The sequence below is a fragment of the candidate division TA06 bacterium genome, assembly GCA_004376575.1.
Lineage (GTDB): Bacteria > Hydrothermota > DG-26 > E44-bin18 > E44-bin18 > E44-bin18.
Genome location: SOJN01000138.1, coordinates 1 through 16,787 on the forward strand (window position 1 = coordinate 1; position 16,787 = coordinate 16,787).

Consider the following 16,787-nt stretch of genomic DNA (forward strand, 5'->3'; position numbering starts at 1 on the left):
TGCTTCGACTCGCTCCGCGAGTCTCGCAATGACAATCCTTTCCCTCTGTGGTGAGCGTAATGCGTTATCATCTCTCCTACTCACTCGAAAATAGAAGATCGAAAATCGAAAACGAAACGCGACATGCTCAGCGCACAGCTATCAGTTCAGTTGTTCCATTATTTTCAGAATAGCGGCGAGGGCATTGTGGTCAGCTACTGCAAACGAGCCTTTGGCAAGAGAGCCAATCTTTGAACTGGCAGGTCCGGATCTGGTGGGAGTCAGGTCGAAGCCGGTGCAAGCCGCAAAAACTACGGCACCCCCTTCTCTTATACAGTCCATGATTTCTGCTCGGAGATTTGGTCTACTGCTCAAGTCAGCGTCAACAAGAATAAGGTATCTATACTTATGTACGACATTCTTCGGAACACCTGAGTAAGAGATCCTGTTACAGGAATAACTTGCTTTTCTCAGATTTCTTCCTATGTAAAGGGCTTCATCGGTTCGCCTTGATATGACAAGGACATCGCCCCCGGCATGAACAGACTCGAAGGCTCTGAAAGGTTCGTCTCTGTATGGATTTGGATAGTATTCGAAATCCACCCCCCTGATCCCTCGCCAGTCAAACTGGAAAGCGACCATTGACCTGTTATCGGGCTTCAGCTTATAGGTTACGCGGACCTTTCCCCTTTTCCCTATCTTTCGGACAGTCTTGATTCTCTTGTCTCTCAAGGCGACACCAGGAGTCTGTATGAACCTGACGCTCAGGTCCTCTATGACCTGATCAGTCACGTTCTCGATGACCACATCAGCCCACCTATCGTGGGTGATCACCCTTGTCCTGAAAGGAAGTTCCCCCCTTTTTGAACGGAGCCGGGTAAATGCAGCGGCACCCGCGTTCACCCACTCAATTCTCGAGTAGGGGCCCAGACTCCCCCAGTGGGTCCTGTTCAAATCGTGCCAGAAAAGGCCGCAGGCCGAATAATCCCTGGACAGGCCCACGATGCCCCCGCTCAACCTAATCATGAACTCCTGAGGCGCTTCAGGCTCCTTGCTTTCCCCCATCAGTATCCAGTCCACCGCCTCCCCGACCATCAGGTTGACCTCATCCCCCACCAGGTATCTGGACCACTGGCCAATCATCGCCTTCTCTTCTTCTGCCGTAGACTCATAGAGCATTACCGCGCAAAAACTGGCTCCCGCGTCGCTCAGCATAATCGGATCCTGTCCGTGCTGGTGCCCTTTATCCCACCCAAGCACGAACACCCATACTGGCTTCTCTACCTGACCCACCTCTATTATTCTGGCGAGCACAGAGGCGCTCTTATGCGCCCTCCACCAATCCCAGCGCGCGCATACGGCTCGGTCTGACTTCTCCCAGAGGATTCTGCCCAACCATCTCATCCTCCCATGGATGCTCATGCTGTCCCAGTTTTCAGGCGTGTTTATCGCCAGCGAATCCACAAAATCATTGACCATCTCAAACCCGCCCGGGCCGGGCCTAATGTAATCAAAACCGACATAGTCCACGTTCGGGTCGGCGTCTATCTTCCTGGCCAGCTTTGCAATGTCTTTTATCCTCTTTTCATCGCTCAGGGAGACGTGATGATTTCTCCGGAGTTTCCCATCTTCGTACTCCCAACAGTAGCGATAACCCAGGCCCAGTTCTGGTTTGCCCCAAACCAGGAAGCTCCCTATCCAACCCCCGAACTTGAACCCATTTTTTTGTGCCTCTTCTGCCAGTTTTCCAAAGGTTCCGGGCCCTGCGGAAAGCCAGGGCTCTTCTGAGGTGACCTTCCCTTCAACACTCCATCCCACAGAATAGAGAATTGTATTCGCGCAGAGAAGTTCTGCCCACCTTAAGTAGTTCCGCCAGTCCCATCTCCCACCGAGTGGATTTGAAACCGGATTTTCAATCAGATCTGTCTGAGCCTCAATGGTCATCGCGCATATTGCAGTGTCAATCGAGGGAAGAGTCTTTCCACTCACCTCAATTTCAACCGAATTTTGGAGTACGAACCGATTACTCTGAAGCGGAACAGTCACCTCAAGCCTGTATTCCCCCAGCTCGGGATTAAAAGGGATTGGCCAGCCACCAGTATAGGCTCTTGAACTATCATCATATCTTAGATGAAATTCTCCCATGCTGTTCTGAACAAGTCTCTCTCCACGGTACGCCTTCACAACCGGAACCACACCCGTTACAGGTTCCCCCGGGGACCACTCTATCTTCGCCTCCAGCGGGACGAGTTCATATCTCAGATAATCTCTTTTCGGTGTGGAGAGAGAAAACGTGGCGGCATTGACGCTGTGGATAATAAAGAGCGGAGAAAAAAGCGCGAGTACCAGTTTCAACAACTCCAGCCCCCTACCTCCAGAAGAACCATATGAACATGTAGGCAACTGCAACTGCTACTACTGTAAACGGCAGACCTATCTTGACGAAGTGACCAAAAGTGACGTTCTCTCCCGCCTTCTTCAGTATGCCAAAAGCAACTATGTTTGCTGCCGCACCTATGGGTGTGATATTTCCGCCTACGGAGGCCCCTATCACAATCCCAAAAAGGAGCAGATAGGGTGATATTGACATACTGGCAGCAAGCATTCCACCCACCGGCAGCATTGCAGTCACATAGGGGACATTATCGACAAATGCTGAAAAGAAGACGGATGTCCAGGTGACGACATTATAGGCAAGGAAGGTGTTACCTCTCGTCATCTGCGCGAGGAAACTGGCCAGACCCGCAATGATACCAGTTGCCCTCAGAGCCTCCACAAGTACGAAGATCCCCATCAGCAGGAAGAACGTATCCCAATCAAATTTCTTAATCAGCGAGAACGTTCCTTTTTTCACTCTTGTCTCGAACCAGATAGTACCTGCCGCTCCGAAGAGCATGCAGACCGAACCGGTCCCATATTCGAAATCTGGAAAGATGAATGACACGATTGCCAGAGCTGCAACCATCCCGATGAGCAGCCATGACGGGACCATGCTCAGAATAGGTTCCCTTTCAATCCGAGGGACCGGCTGTCTGTATTTTCTAAACGCGATGTAGAGCACAATCAAGGATACGGCAGCGGCAAGCTCAATGGCAAAGAAAAGGCAGGGCTTTCCCTGGAAGAAGAAGAAGTGGTTGAACGTCATACCTGAGTATGAGGCAAGCAGCATGCTCGGCGGGTCACCGACGAGAGTGGCCGCGCCCTGGAGGTTGGAACTGACTGCTATGCCGACCAAAAATGGGATTGCCGAAACTTTTAGTCTTCTTGCAATCACCATGGCAACTGGCGCCACGATCATCACAGTAGCAACATTTTCGCAGAAAGCGGATATGAGTCCACTCAGTCCGCACACGAGTACAAGAGCCATGGCTGCATTCTTTGACCTTGCCACAAGGCCATCGGCGAGCCTGGCAGGCACTCGAGAATATATGAAGAGCTCGGCAACCAGATACGTGCCGCCGAATATGCCCATCACGTTCCAGTTAATCGACTTGAATGCCGAGATGGGGCCAAGAGTCCCGGTGATAAGCAGAATCAATGTGCCTGCCCAGACCGCTGGTCCCCTGTATTTGTGTGATATGGCTAGGAAGAGGTAGACGGCGAGAAAAGTAAAACCTGCCACGAACTTCTCCGTAAGAACCCCCTTTCTTGCGGAGAACGAAACTAAACACTATTTCAATGAATAATCTCTGAGCTCCTCTTTTTCGAGCGTAAGAAGGTTCACCCTTTTGACAAGTCCTATGTCCGGGGCGTAGTACTCTTCGACAAAAGCGGAGTCAACCGAACCATTGCCATAAGGAGTATCGATTACACCCACCTGTTCCAACCTTACAACATAACACTGGTCAAACCTTCCCGCAGGAACACTGACGTCCCTTATGGCAACAACTTTCCCGTCCAGTGTGACACTCCTTTTCACGGGCTCGCCATAGACCATTATAGTATTCTCGAATTCATCCGTCCAGGTATTCCCAAGTACCAGTGGAAGTGCCAAACGTCTGGCCCACCTCTCCTCGAGAACAAATTCCTCGTTGAATAGGTATGTGGTCTTTACGTACTCATCAAAGTAATCCTCGCCCTTGTACCAGTACCCATCCTGGAAGTCGACCTGAACCCTCATGCAATCTCTTCTCAGCATTATACTCGAACCGGCCACCGAAACCCGCTTCTCGCCTCCGCTGGAGAGGTTATAGAACCAGGTATTTCCAACGGCATCCATCGGAATGTAATCTGAGCCAATCCTGTATACCAGTGGATCCATGCTGCACCCACCAACTACAAGAAGAAGCAAAAGCAAGATCTGAGTATGACGAATCATAACTTGTGCCAAAATCCTATGTTCAGGAACACTAAATCTCCAGGCTTCTTGCTGAAATATCTCCGGAATAGAATTCCTGCGTCAAGCATTGTTCCACCTGCTATGTGAAATTCCGTACCGCCACCCAGGACCCCACTCAACTGGTAACCTTTCTCCTCGCCGGTTCCAAGGCTTCTATTTAGCAAGCTGTACCCGGTGCCAAGCAGACCGTATAACCCCACATCTTTTGTGAATGAGTGGAGAGTGTATCTCCCGTGCAACTCACCATTTAGCATCTCCAGAACGAGACCGTTGTTTCCTTTTCCCTTCAGGGAAGCATACGAAACGTGCAAGCCGATTCTCAATTTCTCAACAGGGAAGACCGCAAACCCTGAAGTGACGGACATTCCCCCGGTGATGTCCTGACCGAAGTCACCAGCAGGAGCGAGAAACCCGCCCCCTACTCCGATGGTCAATGGGAAAGCTTTGCACGGCGCTGCAGGAAAGGATACTACGACTAACATACTTAGTGCAGCGACAAAAACATATCTCATGCCTTTTCCCCACACTTGGGGCAGAATTTGGAACCTGGGGGAATTTCACCATTGCACTTCCTACACCGAGCTGACTCCTGGGTCTTCTTGATTTCCACCCCGCAGTTCGGGCAGAACCTGGAATTTGATGGAATAGACTGCCCGCACTTGGGACATCCCGCCATCTCCGGAGCGAGATTGCTGCCGCAGTGGGAACAGAATCGTGATCCCATCAGCACAGCCCCGTGGCACTTCGGACACTCAACACTCTGCCCCTGTGAAAATGCTTTCTGAAGCATCCCGGGGAGCATCATACCCATACCCAGACCTGCGCCCAGACCGACCCCGGCGCCGGCTGCGCCTCCGCCCCCACCATCCTGTGCGGCTTCCCTCATCGCTTTGGCCGCTTCGAACTGCATGAACTTCCCCATGTCACCCACTGCTCCCATACCCGCTCTCTCGTCAATCATCTTCTGCACTTCAGGAGGAGGAGTTATTGCGTTAATATAGAAGTCAACACACTCAAGGCCGTACTTCCCAAAATCTTCCTGGATTCTCGCCTTCGTCCCTGCTGCTATTTCATCATAGCTCGCGGGCAGGTCGAATACAGTACTCGCAGTCTCACCAAGGAAATCGGCGAACCTGGCAACAGCTATTCCTCTCAGGAAGTCATCAATCTCCTCAGTAAAGAAAATACCCTGGGTGCCCACAACCTTGTTCACGAACAACTGGGAGTCCACCACTCTATCACTGAATATGCCAAAGGCCCTCAGTCTCACCATCTTCAGCTCAGAGTCTCTAAAAGCTATTGGCTCCTGAGTGCCCCACTTTCTGTCCGTAAAGACCTTCTGGTTTATGAAATAGACCTCGACCCTGAACGGGCTCTTTCCCCCAAAAGGTTTCCCTTCAAGCCCTACCAGAAGCGGTATGTTCAAGCTGGTCAATGTGTGCCTGCCTGGACCGAAGGTGTCAAGAGCCTTTCCATCTCTGAAAAAGACAGCAGCCTGATTCTCGCGAACTACCAGCTGGCTTCCTGCAGTAATCTCGCCGGAACCCGACTCGGGTATTCTGTGGACCATCTGCTCACCGGTTTCGTCCAGAAACTCTATGACTTCGAAAAGCTTGGCCATCTCTTAGCCCCCGGTTATGACGCTCTCTCTTTGAGAAAGCCTGTTGTCGAAATTTTCCAGCTCCTCAACCAGCGCATTAAGAGCCGTTTCTGTCTCTGTTACACCACCCAGAGCATCCGCCACTTTCTTTACCGTCTTCGCTATATCTTCTATTCCGGTCTCAAGACCCTTGTCAAAATCGTACATCTTCTCAAGTTTACTCTCTCCGACTTTTTCCAGGTCAAAGAATCCAGAGTAGCCGTAGTCTGCGAATCTAACTCTATCGGCAATCTTTTCAAACATCTTGGTAGCTCTGTTGATGGGTTTGAGCAGTCCCAAGCTTCCCGCATCTGTAAGCTTCACGGCAATTTTGTCTATTTTTCCTTTGAGACCCCTGAGTAAAGCTTCAAGGTGACGCCTCAAAAGCTTGTCGCTTTCTCTTCTCTCTTCTCTCTTCAGATAGCCAGCATAGCCAGGTACGTGTTTTGCGACGAACTCAACAGTTTGTCTGAACCTCTCTGCAAGATCTCCCATGATCTTCTTACCTCGCTTGGTTTAGTACTTCAAGGCTGCTAACGTGGAAACATGATACCCCATATGTTCTGAAAGTCAAGTAGAGATGTAGCTTAAAGGAATTGCTCAGCCTGCTTTTTCTTTGTTTGAACGTATACTCAATTGAAGAAAAAATCAACGGCCTTCTACGAAAGAAGGAATATCGAGGAAAAGAAACTAATTTATGTAAGTGAAGAGAAGAAGCCCCAATACTATTCCTGCTGCATCTGCCGCTATGTCCTTCCAACTCGCGGTTCGACCGGGTTTGCGCATGTCATACAGCTCCTTCCCAATCCCAGCAGTGGCAGAAAGCGAGACTGCAAAGACCCGTGAGTTGGGTTGGGGATTGTTAAGCTCTGTGTGATATATCCTGTACGAAAGACCGACAAGGTACGCACTGGCCAGAGCATGAACGAGCTTATCTTCGCTCAGCCATTCGTCCTTTGCTTCTGATTGGGGAGTATCCCTGTCTGCGGTCGTACTTCCGTACGCCGCTCCGCAGAAAACCAGAAGGATGACGACAAAACCAAAAGGTCTAATCATAGTCCGAGGTCAACCGCAATTCCCTGCATGGCCTGGAGACAGACTCCGGTAAACTCCTCCAATGAAAGGTTTAGATCTTCACAGGACTTTATCTGTTCCCGGTTCGCTCCGGCAGCAAACCTCTTCTCTTTGAATCTTCTCAGCACGAAGTCAGCGTCTATGTTGCCAATTCTTTTTGTAGGGTGCATAAGCGCAGCAGCAACTATCAGCCCCGTTATCGGGTCGGACGCATAAAGCGCCTTGTCCATTTTTGACCTGCATTCCCTGTGCCCGGGGTGCGCCTTCACTGCATAGACTATTCTCTCGTCCACGCCTTTCTCTTCGAGCATGAACGCACCCACGAGACCGTGTCTGTCTGGGCTGTCCTTTGTGCTGTCGTAATCGATATCATGAAGGAGACCTGTCAGTCCCCACAGATCCTCGTCTTCATCGAAGTGTCTGGCCAGAGCACGCATGCACGCTTCGACTGCGATCATGTGCTTTATGAGATTCTCATTCTTCACGTTCTCCCTCACAAGTGCCATAGCTTCTTCTTTGTTCACGACCTCTCCTTTCCCTGTCTTGGTCCAACCTACTATACGTAGTCTGAGGGGTCCGCCAGATCCTCGAGGGATTCACCCTTCAGATACTTCAATACCTTGTTGAAAGCAAACTCGACCATCTTCTCGTGGTATCCTGGATAGAAGGCAGCATTGTGAGGGGTCATCACCACATTGTCAAGCCTTTCAAAAGGGAGATTCTGTTTGAACGTCTTATCTGCTGTGTACTTCCACCAAACATCAAGACAAGCAGTAAATGAAGGATTCGCCTCTAGATGGTCAAACAGGTCCTTTTCTTTTATGACCGCCCCACGCGACACATTCACAAGTGTTGCATCGGGCTTCATGCTGGAAATCTCAGCTTTACCTATCAGCTCTTCTGTCTTCTTGGTGAGAGGTACAGATATGACCAGGAAATCGACCTCACCCAGGAATTTTTTCAAGGTCTCAAAATCATAGAAACGGTCAAGGACTTCAGAAGGGGGCTCTTTGATATCACACCCGAACACCACCATGCCCAGGCATTTCCCCAATCTGGCAACATGGCAACCGATAGAGCCAACTCCAAGAACACCGAGTATCCGCCCACAAAGGACCTTGGACTCTTCTCCCTGTGGGAACAACCCTTTTCTCATCGCTTCAGTATGCCTCACCACATTCTTGGCTGTTGAAAGCATGAGAGCAAACACGTGCTCGGCAATTTGTGGACTGCTTGCTCCTGAGCCCGTTGAAACCATCACAGACCTCTTCAGAGAAGAGAAGGGCACATGGTTGACTCCTGCTGCCAGAGCCTGGATGAGTCGAAGCTCACTCATGGATGAGATCATCTCTCTACCTATCGTACCGCGCCACCCTCCGACAATCAGAACCTCTACCCGCTTGCGTACTCTATCCAGTTCTGTCCTGCTCAGGTCCTTCTGAAAGTAAACCCTGGCCAACGGTTCCAGGCTCTTGGCGAGTTCTCTGTCTCTATCAGTGGGTTCAAATCCTACAAGGATTGTTCTCTCTTCCACACAAGCTCCTTCGGCGCCCGCGTGAGGACATCACATCCATCATCCCTCACCACAACAATATCTTCCAGCCTAACGCCCCCGTAGCCGGGGAGGTATATCCCGGGTTCTATTGTGAAAGCCATGTTCCGCTTGATCACATCTTTAGATGTTGGATGAAGAAAGATGCCGCCTCTCATCAGGCCGCATGGATGACCAAGAAGATGTGGAAAAAAGTCACCGTAGCCCTTGTCTGTTACGTATTCTCTGGCCACAGCATCGACTTCGGATGCGAGTCTGCCAGGCTTCAAAAAATCGATTGCCCTGAGTTGTGCAGTGAGCACAAGATTGAAGAGCTCCGTCTGCTTCTCGGTTGGCTTGCCATATACTCCCGTTCTGGTCAGATCCGATCCATACCCTTTGAAAACTGCACCCATGTCCACCATAATCAGTTCGTTTTTGCCCAATCTTCTCAAAGCAGGAACCGGATGGGGCTCAGCCGTATGTTCGCCAAAGGCTACTATGGTAGGGAATGACCTCCGCTCTCCCCCTTTCTCGTGAAGCCCGACGTCCATTTCCGATCTCAGTGTTAGTTCGGAGACGCCCTCCTCTACCAGTTTCAACTTCGCAGTGAAGGCTTCATCACTTATCCGCACGGCCTCCTTGAGCAGGTTGATTTCGTGTTCAGTTTTCACCATGCCCATTCTTGCCACCAGGTTTGCTGTCCTGACAGTCGTAATGCTTCCAAACGCATTCGCATATTGGTCTGTTGTCACGGCCAACCTCTTCACCTTCTCCTTCCTGAAGATGGATCTTATCTCCTTCATATACTTGTAGTCACTCTTGACAAAGGCAAGAGTTTCGGCCTCTATCAGGTCGATATCCTCGGGGACAAGGCCTCTGATCTTGGAGAGAGTTATAAGGTCACAAATAAGGTATGGCTTGCTGGCAACAACCAGCACAGGGCTGATCTCGACATAGTTGAACGAAGCTTCTACACCGAGCAAGTAGAGGACCTCAAAGGGTGAGTCAACAAGAATGGCATCAAACTTGCGCCGTCTCATCTTCGCATGTAGCTTCTCGATTCTGTTCATTTCACTCCTTATCTCTCCTTGATATTTTCGATAGAGCCTTCTTCGACTCCTGAAGGTCTTTCTCTATCTGAGCAGCCAGTGCTTTCTCACTTTCAAATTCAATCTCCTCTCTTATTCTGCGGTGAAACCGGACGGTAATTTCCTTGCCGTAGATATCTTCAGCAAATCCAATGATGTGAACCTCCAGGGAGCGTTCTTTTTGTTTGAAAGTCGGGACACAACCGATGTTCATCACAGCTTGGTGCAACTTACCATCCACAAGAGCCATGACCGCATATACACCATCACCGGGAAGCAGCTTCCTTTCAGAGCTCAAGAGTACGTTTGCAGTCTTAAAACCAAGCTTGCCACCACGGCTTACCCCTTCAACAACCTTTCCACAGAGAGAATAGGGCCTCCCGAGCATCTTGTTCGCCAGTGGGACATCTCCTTCCATCAGTATTCTTCTTATTCTGGTACTGCTTATGGGTAGGCCATCTAAGAGTGCGGGCGGCACGACGTCGATGTCAAATCCCAACCTCTTCCCCTCATCCCTCAGAAGGGAAATATCTCCTCTCCTGTGAAAACCGAAGTGATGATCGTATCCAACAACAATTTCACGAACCTTCAACCCTTCAGAGAGAAATTGTGTTATGAAGTCCTTCGGCTTGATGTTCGCAAACGATTTGTCAAACTGAACGGCAATCATGAATTCTACCCCGGTCTCTTCTACTATTCTCGCTTTCTCCTCTACAGTAGTCAGAACGAAGGGCTTAGTTGAACCATCCACAACAGCTTTAGGATGAGGCTCAAAGGTGACGAGGGCCGAGGGGACGCCCCTCTTTTTCGCTCGCTCCAGCAGGCGGCCAATAATCTTCCTGTGGCCCAGGTGTACTCCGTCAAAGGTCCCAACGGTCGCAACAAGGCCAGGCACAACGCGGCCGAGATTCTTGATCTCTCTGTAGATCTTCACTACGCGAGCACCCTCAAAGGGATGAGCATGCCTTTTTCTATTCTGCCTACTGCGATCAGATTCTCCCTGGCATCACAGACCCTCACAAGACGAGCTTCAGATCCACAACCAGGGTGATCGAATTCGACCATCTGGCCGAATTTGAAACTGGAGGAGTCTTTTGTTCCGAGGTTGACAATCGGAAACCTTCTGAGTGCATCCTTCATAGTCATCAGATGTTCTTCTATCCCAGAAACCATGTCTATGTCAATTGAATTCTTGAGTAGGTTTTCACCCACTCTCAATCTGACTAGATTATGGAGATGGCCGAGACATCCAAGTTTATCTCCAATGTCTCTGGCCAAAGCCCTGATATAGGTTCCCTTTGAACAGACAACTCTGATCTTGATGTCACCATCCTCGAAATCGACCATTTCCAAATCTCTGATCTGGACCCTCCTGGCCGGTACTGCTGGCGGTGTCCCTTCCCTTGCCAATTCATGCAGTCTCCTGCCACCGACCTTTATGCAAGAGTATGTGGGGGGGATTTGTTCTATCTCCCCTTTGAAAGAATCCAGTACATTACTGATGAGGTCCACAGTAATACCTCTCACCTCTGCACGTTTCACTACTCTTCCAGTCGAATCGTCGGTCTCAGTTGCTGCTCCCAACCTCACAGTACCAACATACTCTTTATCGTCTTCAGAAAAGAATCTGATGATCTTTGTGGCTCTTCCACTGAGAACAACAAGAACCCCGCTCGCAGCCCTGTCAAGGATTCCTGTGTGGCCAACCTTTCTCTTGCCAGAAAGTTTTCTCACCTTCTGCACTACATCGAAAGATGCGACCCCACGTTTTTTGTTTATGTTAAGCAGACCTTCCAGAGAGACCTCCGGGGAAAAAAAGAAGGGGAAGTACCTCCCCCTTCTCACTCAGGATCTCGGAATTCAATCAACGAAAACTGTAGTTGACTGAGAACCTGTAGTTCTCGGTATCAAACTCATAGAGTTCTGAGTCCACACCCAGGTCGAATTGGAAGTCTCTGAACTTTATGCCGCCGCCAAACGTGGGCCCCTTTCTTACTCCGTTCTCATCATTGAAGTAGCCGACCCTTGCCGAGAGGAAGTCGTTGTAGGTATATTCCACCCCGCCGCACTTCCATGCATCCCTGAATGTCTCGTTGAAAGAAGAGGTCACACCTACGAGAACACTGATAATCTCTCCAGACACGATGAGCCAGTTGGGCTCTTCCTCCAGCAGCCTATACGAGGCGCCAATTCTTAGAGTCCTCGGGAGAGGATCTGTGTCTCCGGCCTCCAGGTAGCGGAGGTCCGGCCCGAAATTCTGGAGCACTGTACTTAAGTACAGCCCTCTCAGCGGGGTCCTGTAAAGAATTCCGGCATCTGCACCCCAGCTTGATCCCGCGCCGCCACCCGGTTCGTTGTACAGATAAGCGATGAGCCAACCGGGAGCGAGGTAGCTATATATGAATTTCAAGCCAAATCCAATACTGATATCCTCCCTTATCTCCACTCCGTAAGACACACCCGCTGACAGATCAAATGTCCTGAATCTCGCAAGAGGAGTTCCGAACACATCTGTTGCCTGGGTTTCGCCAGTAGTCAAGTAAATGATGTTAGCACCGATCACCCCAAGGCCCTTTACGGGATGGGCAAGTCCGAAATACTCATAGTACATGTCAGGATAGAGGCCGGTGAGCCAGTTGGAATGCATGAGAGAAATCGCAGTTACATCTTGAAACCCCAGGCCGGCCGGATTGTAAAAGGGAGCCGTTGCATCATCAGCAATAGAAGAGAATGCGGCACCCATGCCACTCGGTCTGGCCCCTGGAAATATGGTCAGAAAGATTGCGCCAGCCTGAGACGCAGTACCAAAACTTGCTCCAGCCCAGAGTAGAGTCGTCAGGGCCACTGTAATGATGGCCACAAAAAGCTGCTTCATCAATCTCCTCCGTAACATTTTGCGCCAGAAGACTGGCACAGGTTAATGATTATAGCCACTTGAACCGATAGTGTCAAGGCCTAGAGCCCTGCACAGTCTATCTCACAATGAGCAGCTTCTCTATGACCTCCGCTTTTGAACTGGTAGCAACCTCATGGGCGAATCCTTCTGTCTTAGCGATCACCTTATAAAGATACACCCCATTGGCTGGTCTGTCGCCGTCTTCGTCTTTTCCATCCCAGTATATCTGATGATATCCGGAACTGGTAAATTCGCTCGACAGAGTCTTTATCAGCCTTCCCCCTATTGTATAGACTTTCACAGTAACTTTGCCGGGCTGGTTTATCGTGAAGGTGAAATACGTATCGTTTTCAAACGGATTTGGATAGTTGAGCACCTCCCCGAGGCCCATCTCGTCTGGACCTACGGGTATGGCTATTACTGACATCTCGCTCCGATTCAGATAGTTGTCAGACGCTATGAAAGTGAGGCTGTCTCTTCCCGTATTACCTTCTGGAAGCTCCAGAGTATAATTGAACCTTCCTAAAGTATCGGACCCCTGATCGTAGTTGAACAACTCATTCAGGTGCACCGAATTGAGTTCGTCTCCATTGATCACCATTCTGAGAATCCTGTCCGGCCTGTCACCGAGATATATGCCGCTTTCATCTGATATTATCCCCGTGATCTTGGATCCTACGTTCACAAAGAATGAGTCTGTGACTTCTCTCCCCTCGTGCTGAATCCGAATGTTGGGGCCTTCAAGATCAGTAATTGGTCCTGAGTTGCCCCCAACATAAAGAGAGTCCACCGCGCCTGAGCCGTCCCGCTGATCGTTCCAGACATATACAGAAACCCTACCATCATACCCTTCCCTTATGCTTCCCGACTCTATCTTCGGGACCCGGAAGGTGTGGGTGAACTTTCCTTGTTCAACAGAAACAAGTCCCCAGTAGAAAGGGTCGCCGGGAAGTTCATAATTTACGACTGACCCAAACTTTTGTGAAGTATCACTCTCCATGTGCGCTGAATCAAATGCGCGCAGCATTCCCCATCCTTCAAACGTGGAATCCTCCACCACTCCCTTTACCATTACCTTGGTCAGCCCAACCATGCTGTCTGGAATCACATCCAGAGAACACTGCAGAGCCGGCGGTGCAATTTTCACGGCTGGGTCACCAAAGATGAGGTAGTATTCTGCTGCGGCAACATGCGTACTGATCTTTGCAGCATAGACAATCTCGCCCGCAGTAGTCAGAGAACTGCTGCTGTACATATTATCGAAAAGTTCGTATGAATACACGGCGTTAGCACCGCCGTAGGTAGGCCTCGAGGCCCCGAGTGACACAATGGTTCCACCATATGGAGTCTTGCTGATCAGTCCGCTCATTGACGAGGCTGTAGGTCTGTCGAAAAGGCCAACAGAACATGAACCATAGAAGTAAAAGGGGGCCATCCTGCCGTTTACAAGTCTGCTCACATCCTCAGGGCTCCTGAACACATTCTCGTGGGCGATTTTTTTTATGTTCCCGTGTCCAAGAAAAATGCCAGAGAAGACGCCGTTGTTTATGCAGTCAATCATGGCGTCCCTTGCGCCGGGCTTGTCTTCCCCAACCTTGGGATATTCAACCAGGTACACCTTCAGTAGATCTATCCTTGCAGGGATTATTCTTGAAAGATTCTCGCACTGATTTGTGAACTCAGAATCTCCGCTGCGAGGCTCCTGGTCGTCTGCAACAAGGAGAGCGCGGTTCTTCCATGCTCCAAGCAGTTCGTTCTGCTCGTAGTTGATGGCCTTGAGGGTAAGAATCCTTGCTTCCTCAATCGAAACGGCGTCAAACCTGCCCAGATACATATCAGCGTCGTTGTCACCAGCGGTCAACCAGATAAACCAGTCGTCAAAACACGGATTCTCCCCCTCCGCGAACTTGTTCCTGCTGACCACAACATGACCTCTGACATGCGGCGGTATGAAGTTCTTGGGATGTGCTAGTTTCAAATTGTTCTTATAGTCGTAGGTGGAGGCTCCAGCCAGAAGGCAATATGAGGGTGCCGGGTTCCAGTTAGACAGTGTCCACGCCAGAAAATCCCTTATTGCCGTCGGGTCCATGAGACCCCAGGAGAAATTGTCAAGCACATCTATCATCCCCATCATGGTAGCCTTTGGACTGGGTATGCCGGATATGTAGGAATTCCGCCACGAGATGAGGTCGGCTACAGCCGGCATAAAAGGCTCATGGCATATTGCCACATAGTCCGCCCCTCCCTGTTTGAGGTTGTTGGGCGAGTCCATTTCCAGCCTGATCGGTCTCAAGAAGCTTGTGGCAGCAGAATAGACCTGTGTAGTGAATATCTCGGCCTGAAGTGTAACCTCTGAACCTGCCTGGACATAATTGATTAGACGGGTGGGATGAAATGGATCAGTCACATTCAGAACAAACGGCGTGTCGCCCACATTCTCCAGTTTGTATTCAACAATATCGCTTTCAGCCGGGGTCTGGGTTGAGAACTCCAGTTTTCCTTCGGCGAGTCTGAAATCTCTTTCATATCTCAGGTCAAAGAAGTCTACGAAGATCCTGCTCTCTTCATCTGAGGAGTCAGGTGTTCCTCCTCGTGTCAACTCCACCTTTATGTCATTCCTTCCCTCTACCAGACTGTGTGCCGTTCCACCTACCACAATCGGAGGATCCTTTTTCCCCGACATCCTGGGCCCGGGTTGGTCAACGATAAGTTCTCCATTTAGATACAATTTCACGTTCATCACAGTATCAGAATCGACGAAAAAGCCCATTCTCACATCGCAGGTCTCAGAGGCGACATCAACTGGATAGACCTGGGTGGTGAAGCTCGCCCTATCTGCCCCTGCATCTCTCTTCAAACGGTGCCAGATCCATCTAAGACCCGACCTCATGGGCGATTCAACTTCTTCTTCCAGATGTATCCTGTCTTCAAAAGCCAGGGGCCGCGTCGGGTCCGGGTCCTGTGGATAAACATCCAGTGTATCCATTCTTGGCCCTGGGGTTCCTCCCCACTTCAGCCAGTACACATTGGTCTCAGCATAGGGGTTCAGAAAATGGTAGAAAGAGTCGGCAGTAACATCAAGGCTCCAACCCGTTAATGAAACCGCGTAGAAGAGGATGTAATCTGAGGGGTCTATTCTTCCGTCTTCCTCACCCTCAACATATATGGCCACCTCTATCGATTCAGGCCTGGGCGTACTCAGACTTTCCGGAAGAGGCCTGCTGCCTCCATTAATAAGAAGGAAGGTTCTGGGATCTACCAGCTCGACAGGAACTCCAGCAATTCTCAGATCATCATACGTGAGCTTGTAAATGCCTCTATCATTGAGCGATATCTTCACCCACTGTTGAAGGTCCAGGACTCCCATCGTCACTTTTGGAGCCCGCCGCCAGGTCCTTGATTGGGAGTAGTTGGCAAGGACAGACTGATAGAGTCTCTCAAAACCATCTCTGGGCAGGCTCGTCCCCGCATTCCTCCCGGTTCTATTGAACCTCACTCTAATTCTCACCTCTTCACACAGCTCTACAACACGCCTGCGGGCATCAAATCTCACCGCAGATATTCCGATGTGAGCAACCCTCTGGTTTCTCAGGAATCCCGTCCCACTAACCTCTACGAATGCGCGCGGGATGAATCCGGACCTGTCATAGGAGGCAGGGTTGGCCTCGTATATATAACTCTCTAGCCCTAAGCTGTCGGCCACAATCCTCGGAACTGGTGCCAGAAGGAACTTCCGCAGGGTCCTCGTCTTGACACCCAACACCTCCACCGAAGGAGAAGCATCCAGAGGAATTCCCACGACCAGTTCCTTCTTGAGAATGGCCGGATCACCCGGTTTATCCGGAGCAGAACAGCCTTCTGTGAAGAGTTGCCTGTAGGTTACGCCATCGACAGAAAGTGTCGCCTGATCGAACCTCGCCGTTCTGTAAACAAGATCAACATACTTATCGTTCTGAGGGACCACTGTGAGTTGTGGACGCTCGGCGCGCACAGTCGGGACGAGCAAGCACAAAAGAAGTGCAACGCTCGAGATAACTATGTATGAATTGATATTTGTAACCTTTGTCATCATATTTTTTCGGCTTCGTCAATCAGCATAACAGGTATGTCGTCCTCTATACGATAGGCAAGCTTGCATGGGCGGCAGATCAGTTTTTGAGCCTCCTGATCATATTCAAGACCGCCCTTGCACTTGGGACATGCCAGAACCTCTAATAACTCCTTCTTTAACAACTCAC

The 16,787-nt window shown here is 50.2% G+C and carries 15 protein-coding genes; all 15 read right to left on the bottom strand.

Annotated elements, in window-relative coordinates; all coding sequences use genetic code 11:
• Positions 1 to 141: 141 nt before the first annotated feature.
• The gene (locus tag E3J62_11220; protein TET44091.1) at positions 142 to 2,334 is read right to left on the bottom strand and encodes a hypothetical protein; all 2,193 of its coding nucleotides are present in this window, start codon (positions 2,332 to 2,334) and stop codon (positions 142 to 144) included.
• A gap of 13 nt (positions 2,335 to 2,347) precedes the next feature.
• Positions 2,348 to 3,601, bottom strand: coding sequence for a hypothetical protein (locus E3J62_11225; protein TET44092.1), 1,254 nt, complete (start codon positions 3,599 to 3,601; stop codon positions 2,348 to 2,350).
• A gap of 48 nt (positions 3,602 to 3,649) precedes the next feature.
• Positions 3,650 to 4,240 carry a hypothetical protein gene (locus E3J62_11230; GenBank protein ID TET44093.1) on the bottom strand — a complete coding sequence of 197 codons (591 nt, stop codon included), beginning with the start codon at positions 4,238 to 4,240 and terminating at the stop codon, positions 3,650 to 3,652.
• A 53-nt stretch (positions 4,241 to 4,293) separates the two neighbouring features.
• Entirely contained in the window at positions 4,294 to 4,830 is a 537-nt protein-coding gene (locus E3J62_11235; protein TET44094.1) for a hypothetical protein, read from the bottom strand.
• On the bottom strand, positions 4,827 to 5,939 hold the full coding sequence (locus tag E3J62_11240) for an SPFH domain-containing protein (protein TET44095.1): 1,113 nt from the start codon (positions 5,937 to 5,939) through the stop codon (positions 4,827 to 4,829). Before E3J62_11240 ends, E3J62_11235 begins: the two co-directional genes overlap by 4 nt.
• 3 nt (positions 5,940 to 5,942) lie before the next feature.
• Complete coding sequence (locus E3J62_11245) at positions 5,943 to 6,452, bottom strand: hypothetical protein (GenBank protein TET44096.1); 510 nt, start codon at positions 6,450 to 6,452, stop codon at positions 5,943 to 5,945.
• 195 nt (positions 6,453 to 6,647) lie between these two features.
• Positions 6,648 to 7,013, bottom strand: coding sequence for a hypothetical protein (locus tag E3J62_11250; protein ID TET44097.1), 366 nt, complete (start codon positions 7,011 to 7,013; stop codon positions 6,648 to 6,650).
• Positions 7,010 to 7,555, bottom strand: coding sequence for an HDIG domain-containing protein (locus tag E3J62_11255; protein TET44098.1), 546 nt, complete (start codon positions 7,553 to 7,555; stop codon positions 7,010 to 7,012). The genes E3J62_11250 and E3J62_11255 overlap by 4 nt, the downstream gene beginning before the upstream one ends.
• A gap of 32 nt (positions 7,556 to 7,587) precedes the next feature.
• The gene (locus E3J62_11260) at positions 7,588 to 8,565 is read right to left on the bottom strand and encodes a hypothetical protein (protein TET44099.1); all 978 of its coding nucleotides are present in this window, start codon (positions 8,563 to 8,565) and stop codon (positions 7,588 to 7,590) included.
• The gene (locus E3J62_11265; protein ID TET44100.1) at positions 8,541 to 9,635 is read right to left on the bottom strand and encodes an aminopeptidase P family protein; all 1,095 of its coding nucleotides are present in this window, start codon (positions 9,633 to 9,635) and stop codon (positions 8,541 to 8,543) included. Before E3J62_11265 ends, E3J62_11260 begins: the two co-directional genes overlap by 25 nt.
• Before the next feature lies 1 nt (position 9,636).
• On the bottom strand, positions 9,637 to 10,587 hold the full coding sequence (locus tag E3J62_11270; GenBank protein TET44101.1) for a bifunctional riboflavin kinase/FAD synthetase: 951 nt from the start codon (positions 10,585 to 10,587) through the stop codon (positions 9,637 to 9,639).
• The gene (gene truB / locus E3J62_11275; protein ID TET44102.1) at positions 10,587 to 11,498 is read right to left on the bottom strand and encodes a tRNA pseudouridine(55) synthase TruB; all 912 of its coding nucleotides are present in this window, start codon (positions 11,496 to 11,498) and stop codon (positions 10,587 to 10,589) included. Before truB ends, E3J62_11270 begins: the two co-directional genes overlap by 1 nt.
• A 19-nt stretch (positions 11,499 to 11,517) precedes the next feature.
• Entirely contained in the window at positions 11,518 to 12,546 is a 1,029-nt protein-coding gene (locus E3J62_11280) for a PorV/PorQ family protein (GenBank protein TET44103.1), read from the bottom strand.
• Between the two features lie 79 nt (positions 12,547 to 12,625).
• Positions 12,626 to 16,621: a type IX secretion system sortase PorU gene (gene porU / locus E3J62_11285; protein TET44104.1), complete on the bottom strand. Its 3,996-nt coding sequence runs from the start codon at positions 16,619 to 16,621 to the stop codon at positions 12,626 to 12,628.
• Positions 16,618 to 16,782 carry a Trm112 family protein gene (locus E3J62_11290; protein ID TET44105.1) on the bottom strand — a complete coding sequence of 55 codons (165 nt, stop codon included), beginning with the start codon at positions 16,780 to 16,782 and terminating at the stop codon, positions 16,618 to 16,620. The genes porU and E3J62_11290 overlap by 4 nt, the downstream gene beginning before the upstream one ends.
• Between the last annotated feature and the right edge of the window lie 5 nt (positions 16,783 to 16,787).

What these genes read in the sequence shown, in the direction of transcription:
- E3J62_11230 (TET44093.1), bottom strand. Translation starts at nt 4,240, where the DNA reads ATGGATCCACTGGTATACAGGATTGGCTCAGATTACATTCCGATGGAT.
- E3J62_11235 (TET44094.1), bottom strand. Translation starts at nt 4,830, where the DNA reads ATGAGATATGTTTTTGTCGCTGCACTAAGTATGTTAGTCGTAGTATCC.
- E3J62_11240 (TET44095.1), bottom strand. Translation starts at nt 5,939, where the DNA reads ATGGCCAAGCTTTTCGAAGTCATAGAGTTTCTGGACGAAACCGGTGAG.
- E3J62_11245 (TET44096.1), bottom strand. Translation starts at nt 6,452, where the DNA reads ATGGGAGATCTTGCAGAGAGGTTCAGACAAACTGTTGAGTTCGTCGCA.
- E3J62_11250 (TET44097.1), bottom strand. Translation starts at nt 7,013, where the DNA reads ATGATTAGACCTTTTGGTTTTGTCGTCATCCTTCTGGTTTTCTGCGGA.
- E3J62_11265 (TET44100.1), bottom strand. Translation starts at nt 9,635, where the DNA reads ATGAACAGAATCGAGAAGCTACATGCGAAGATGAGACGGCGCAAGTTT.
- E3J62_11280 (TET44103.1), bottom strand. Translation starts at nt 12,546, where the DNA reads ATGTTACGGAGGAGATTGATGAAGCAGCTTTTTGTGGCCATCATTACA.
- porU (TET44104.1), bottom strand. Translation starts at nt 16,621, where the DNA reads ATGATGACAAAGGTTACAAATATCAATTCATACATAGTTATCTCGAGC.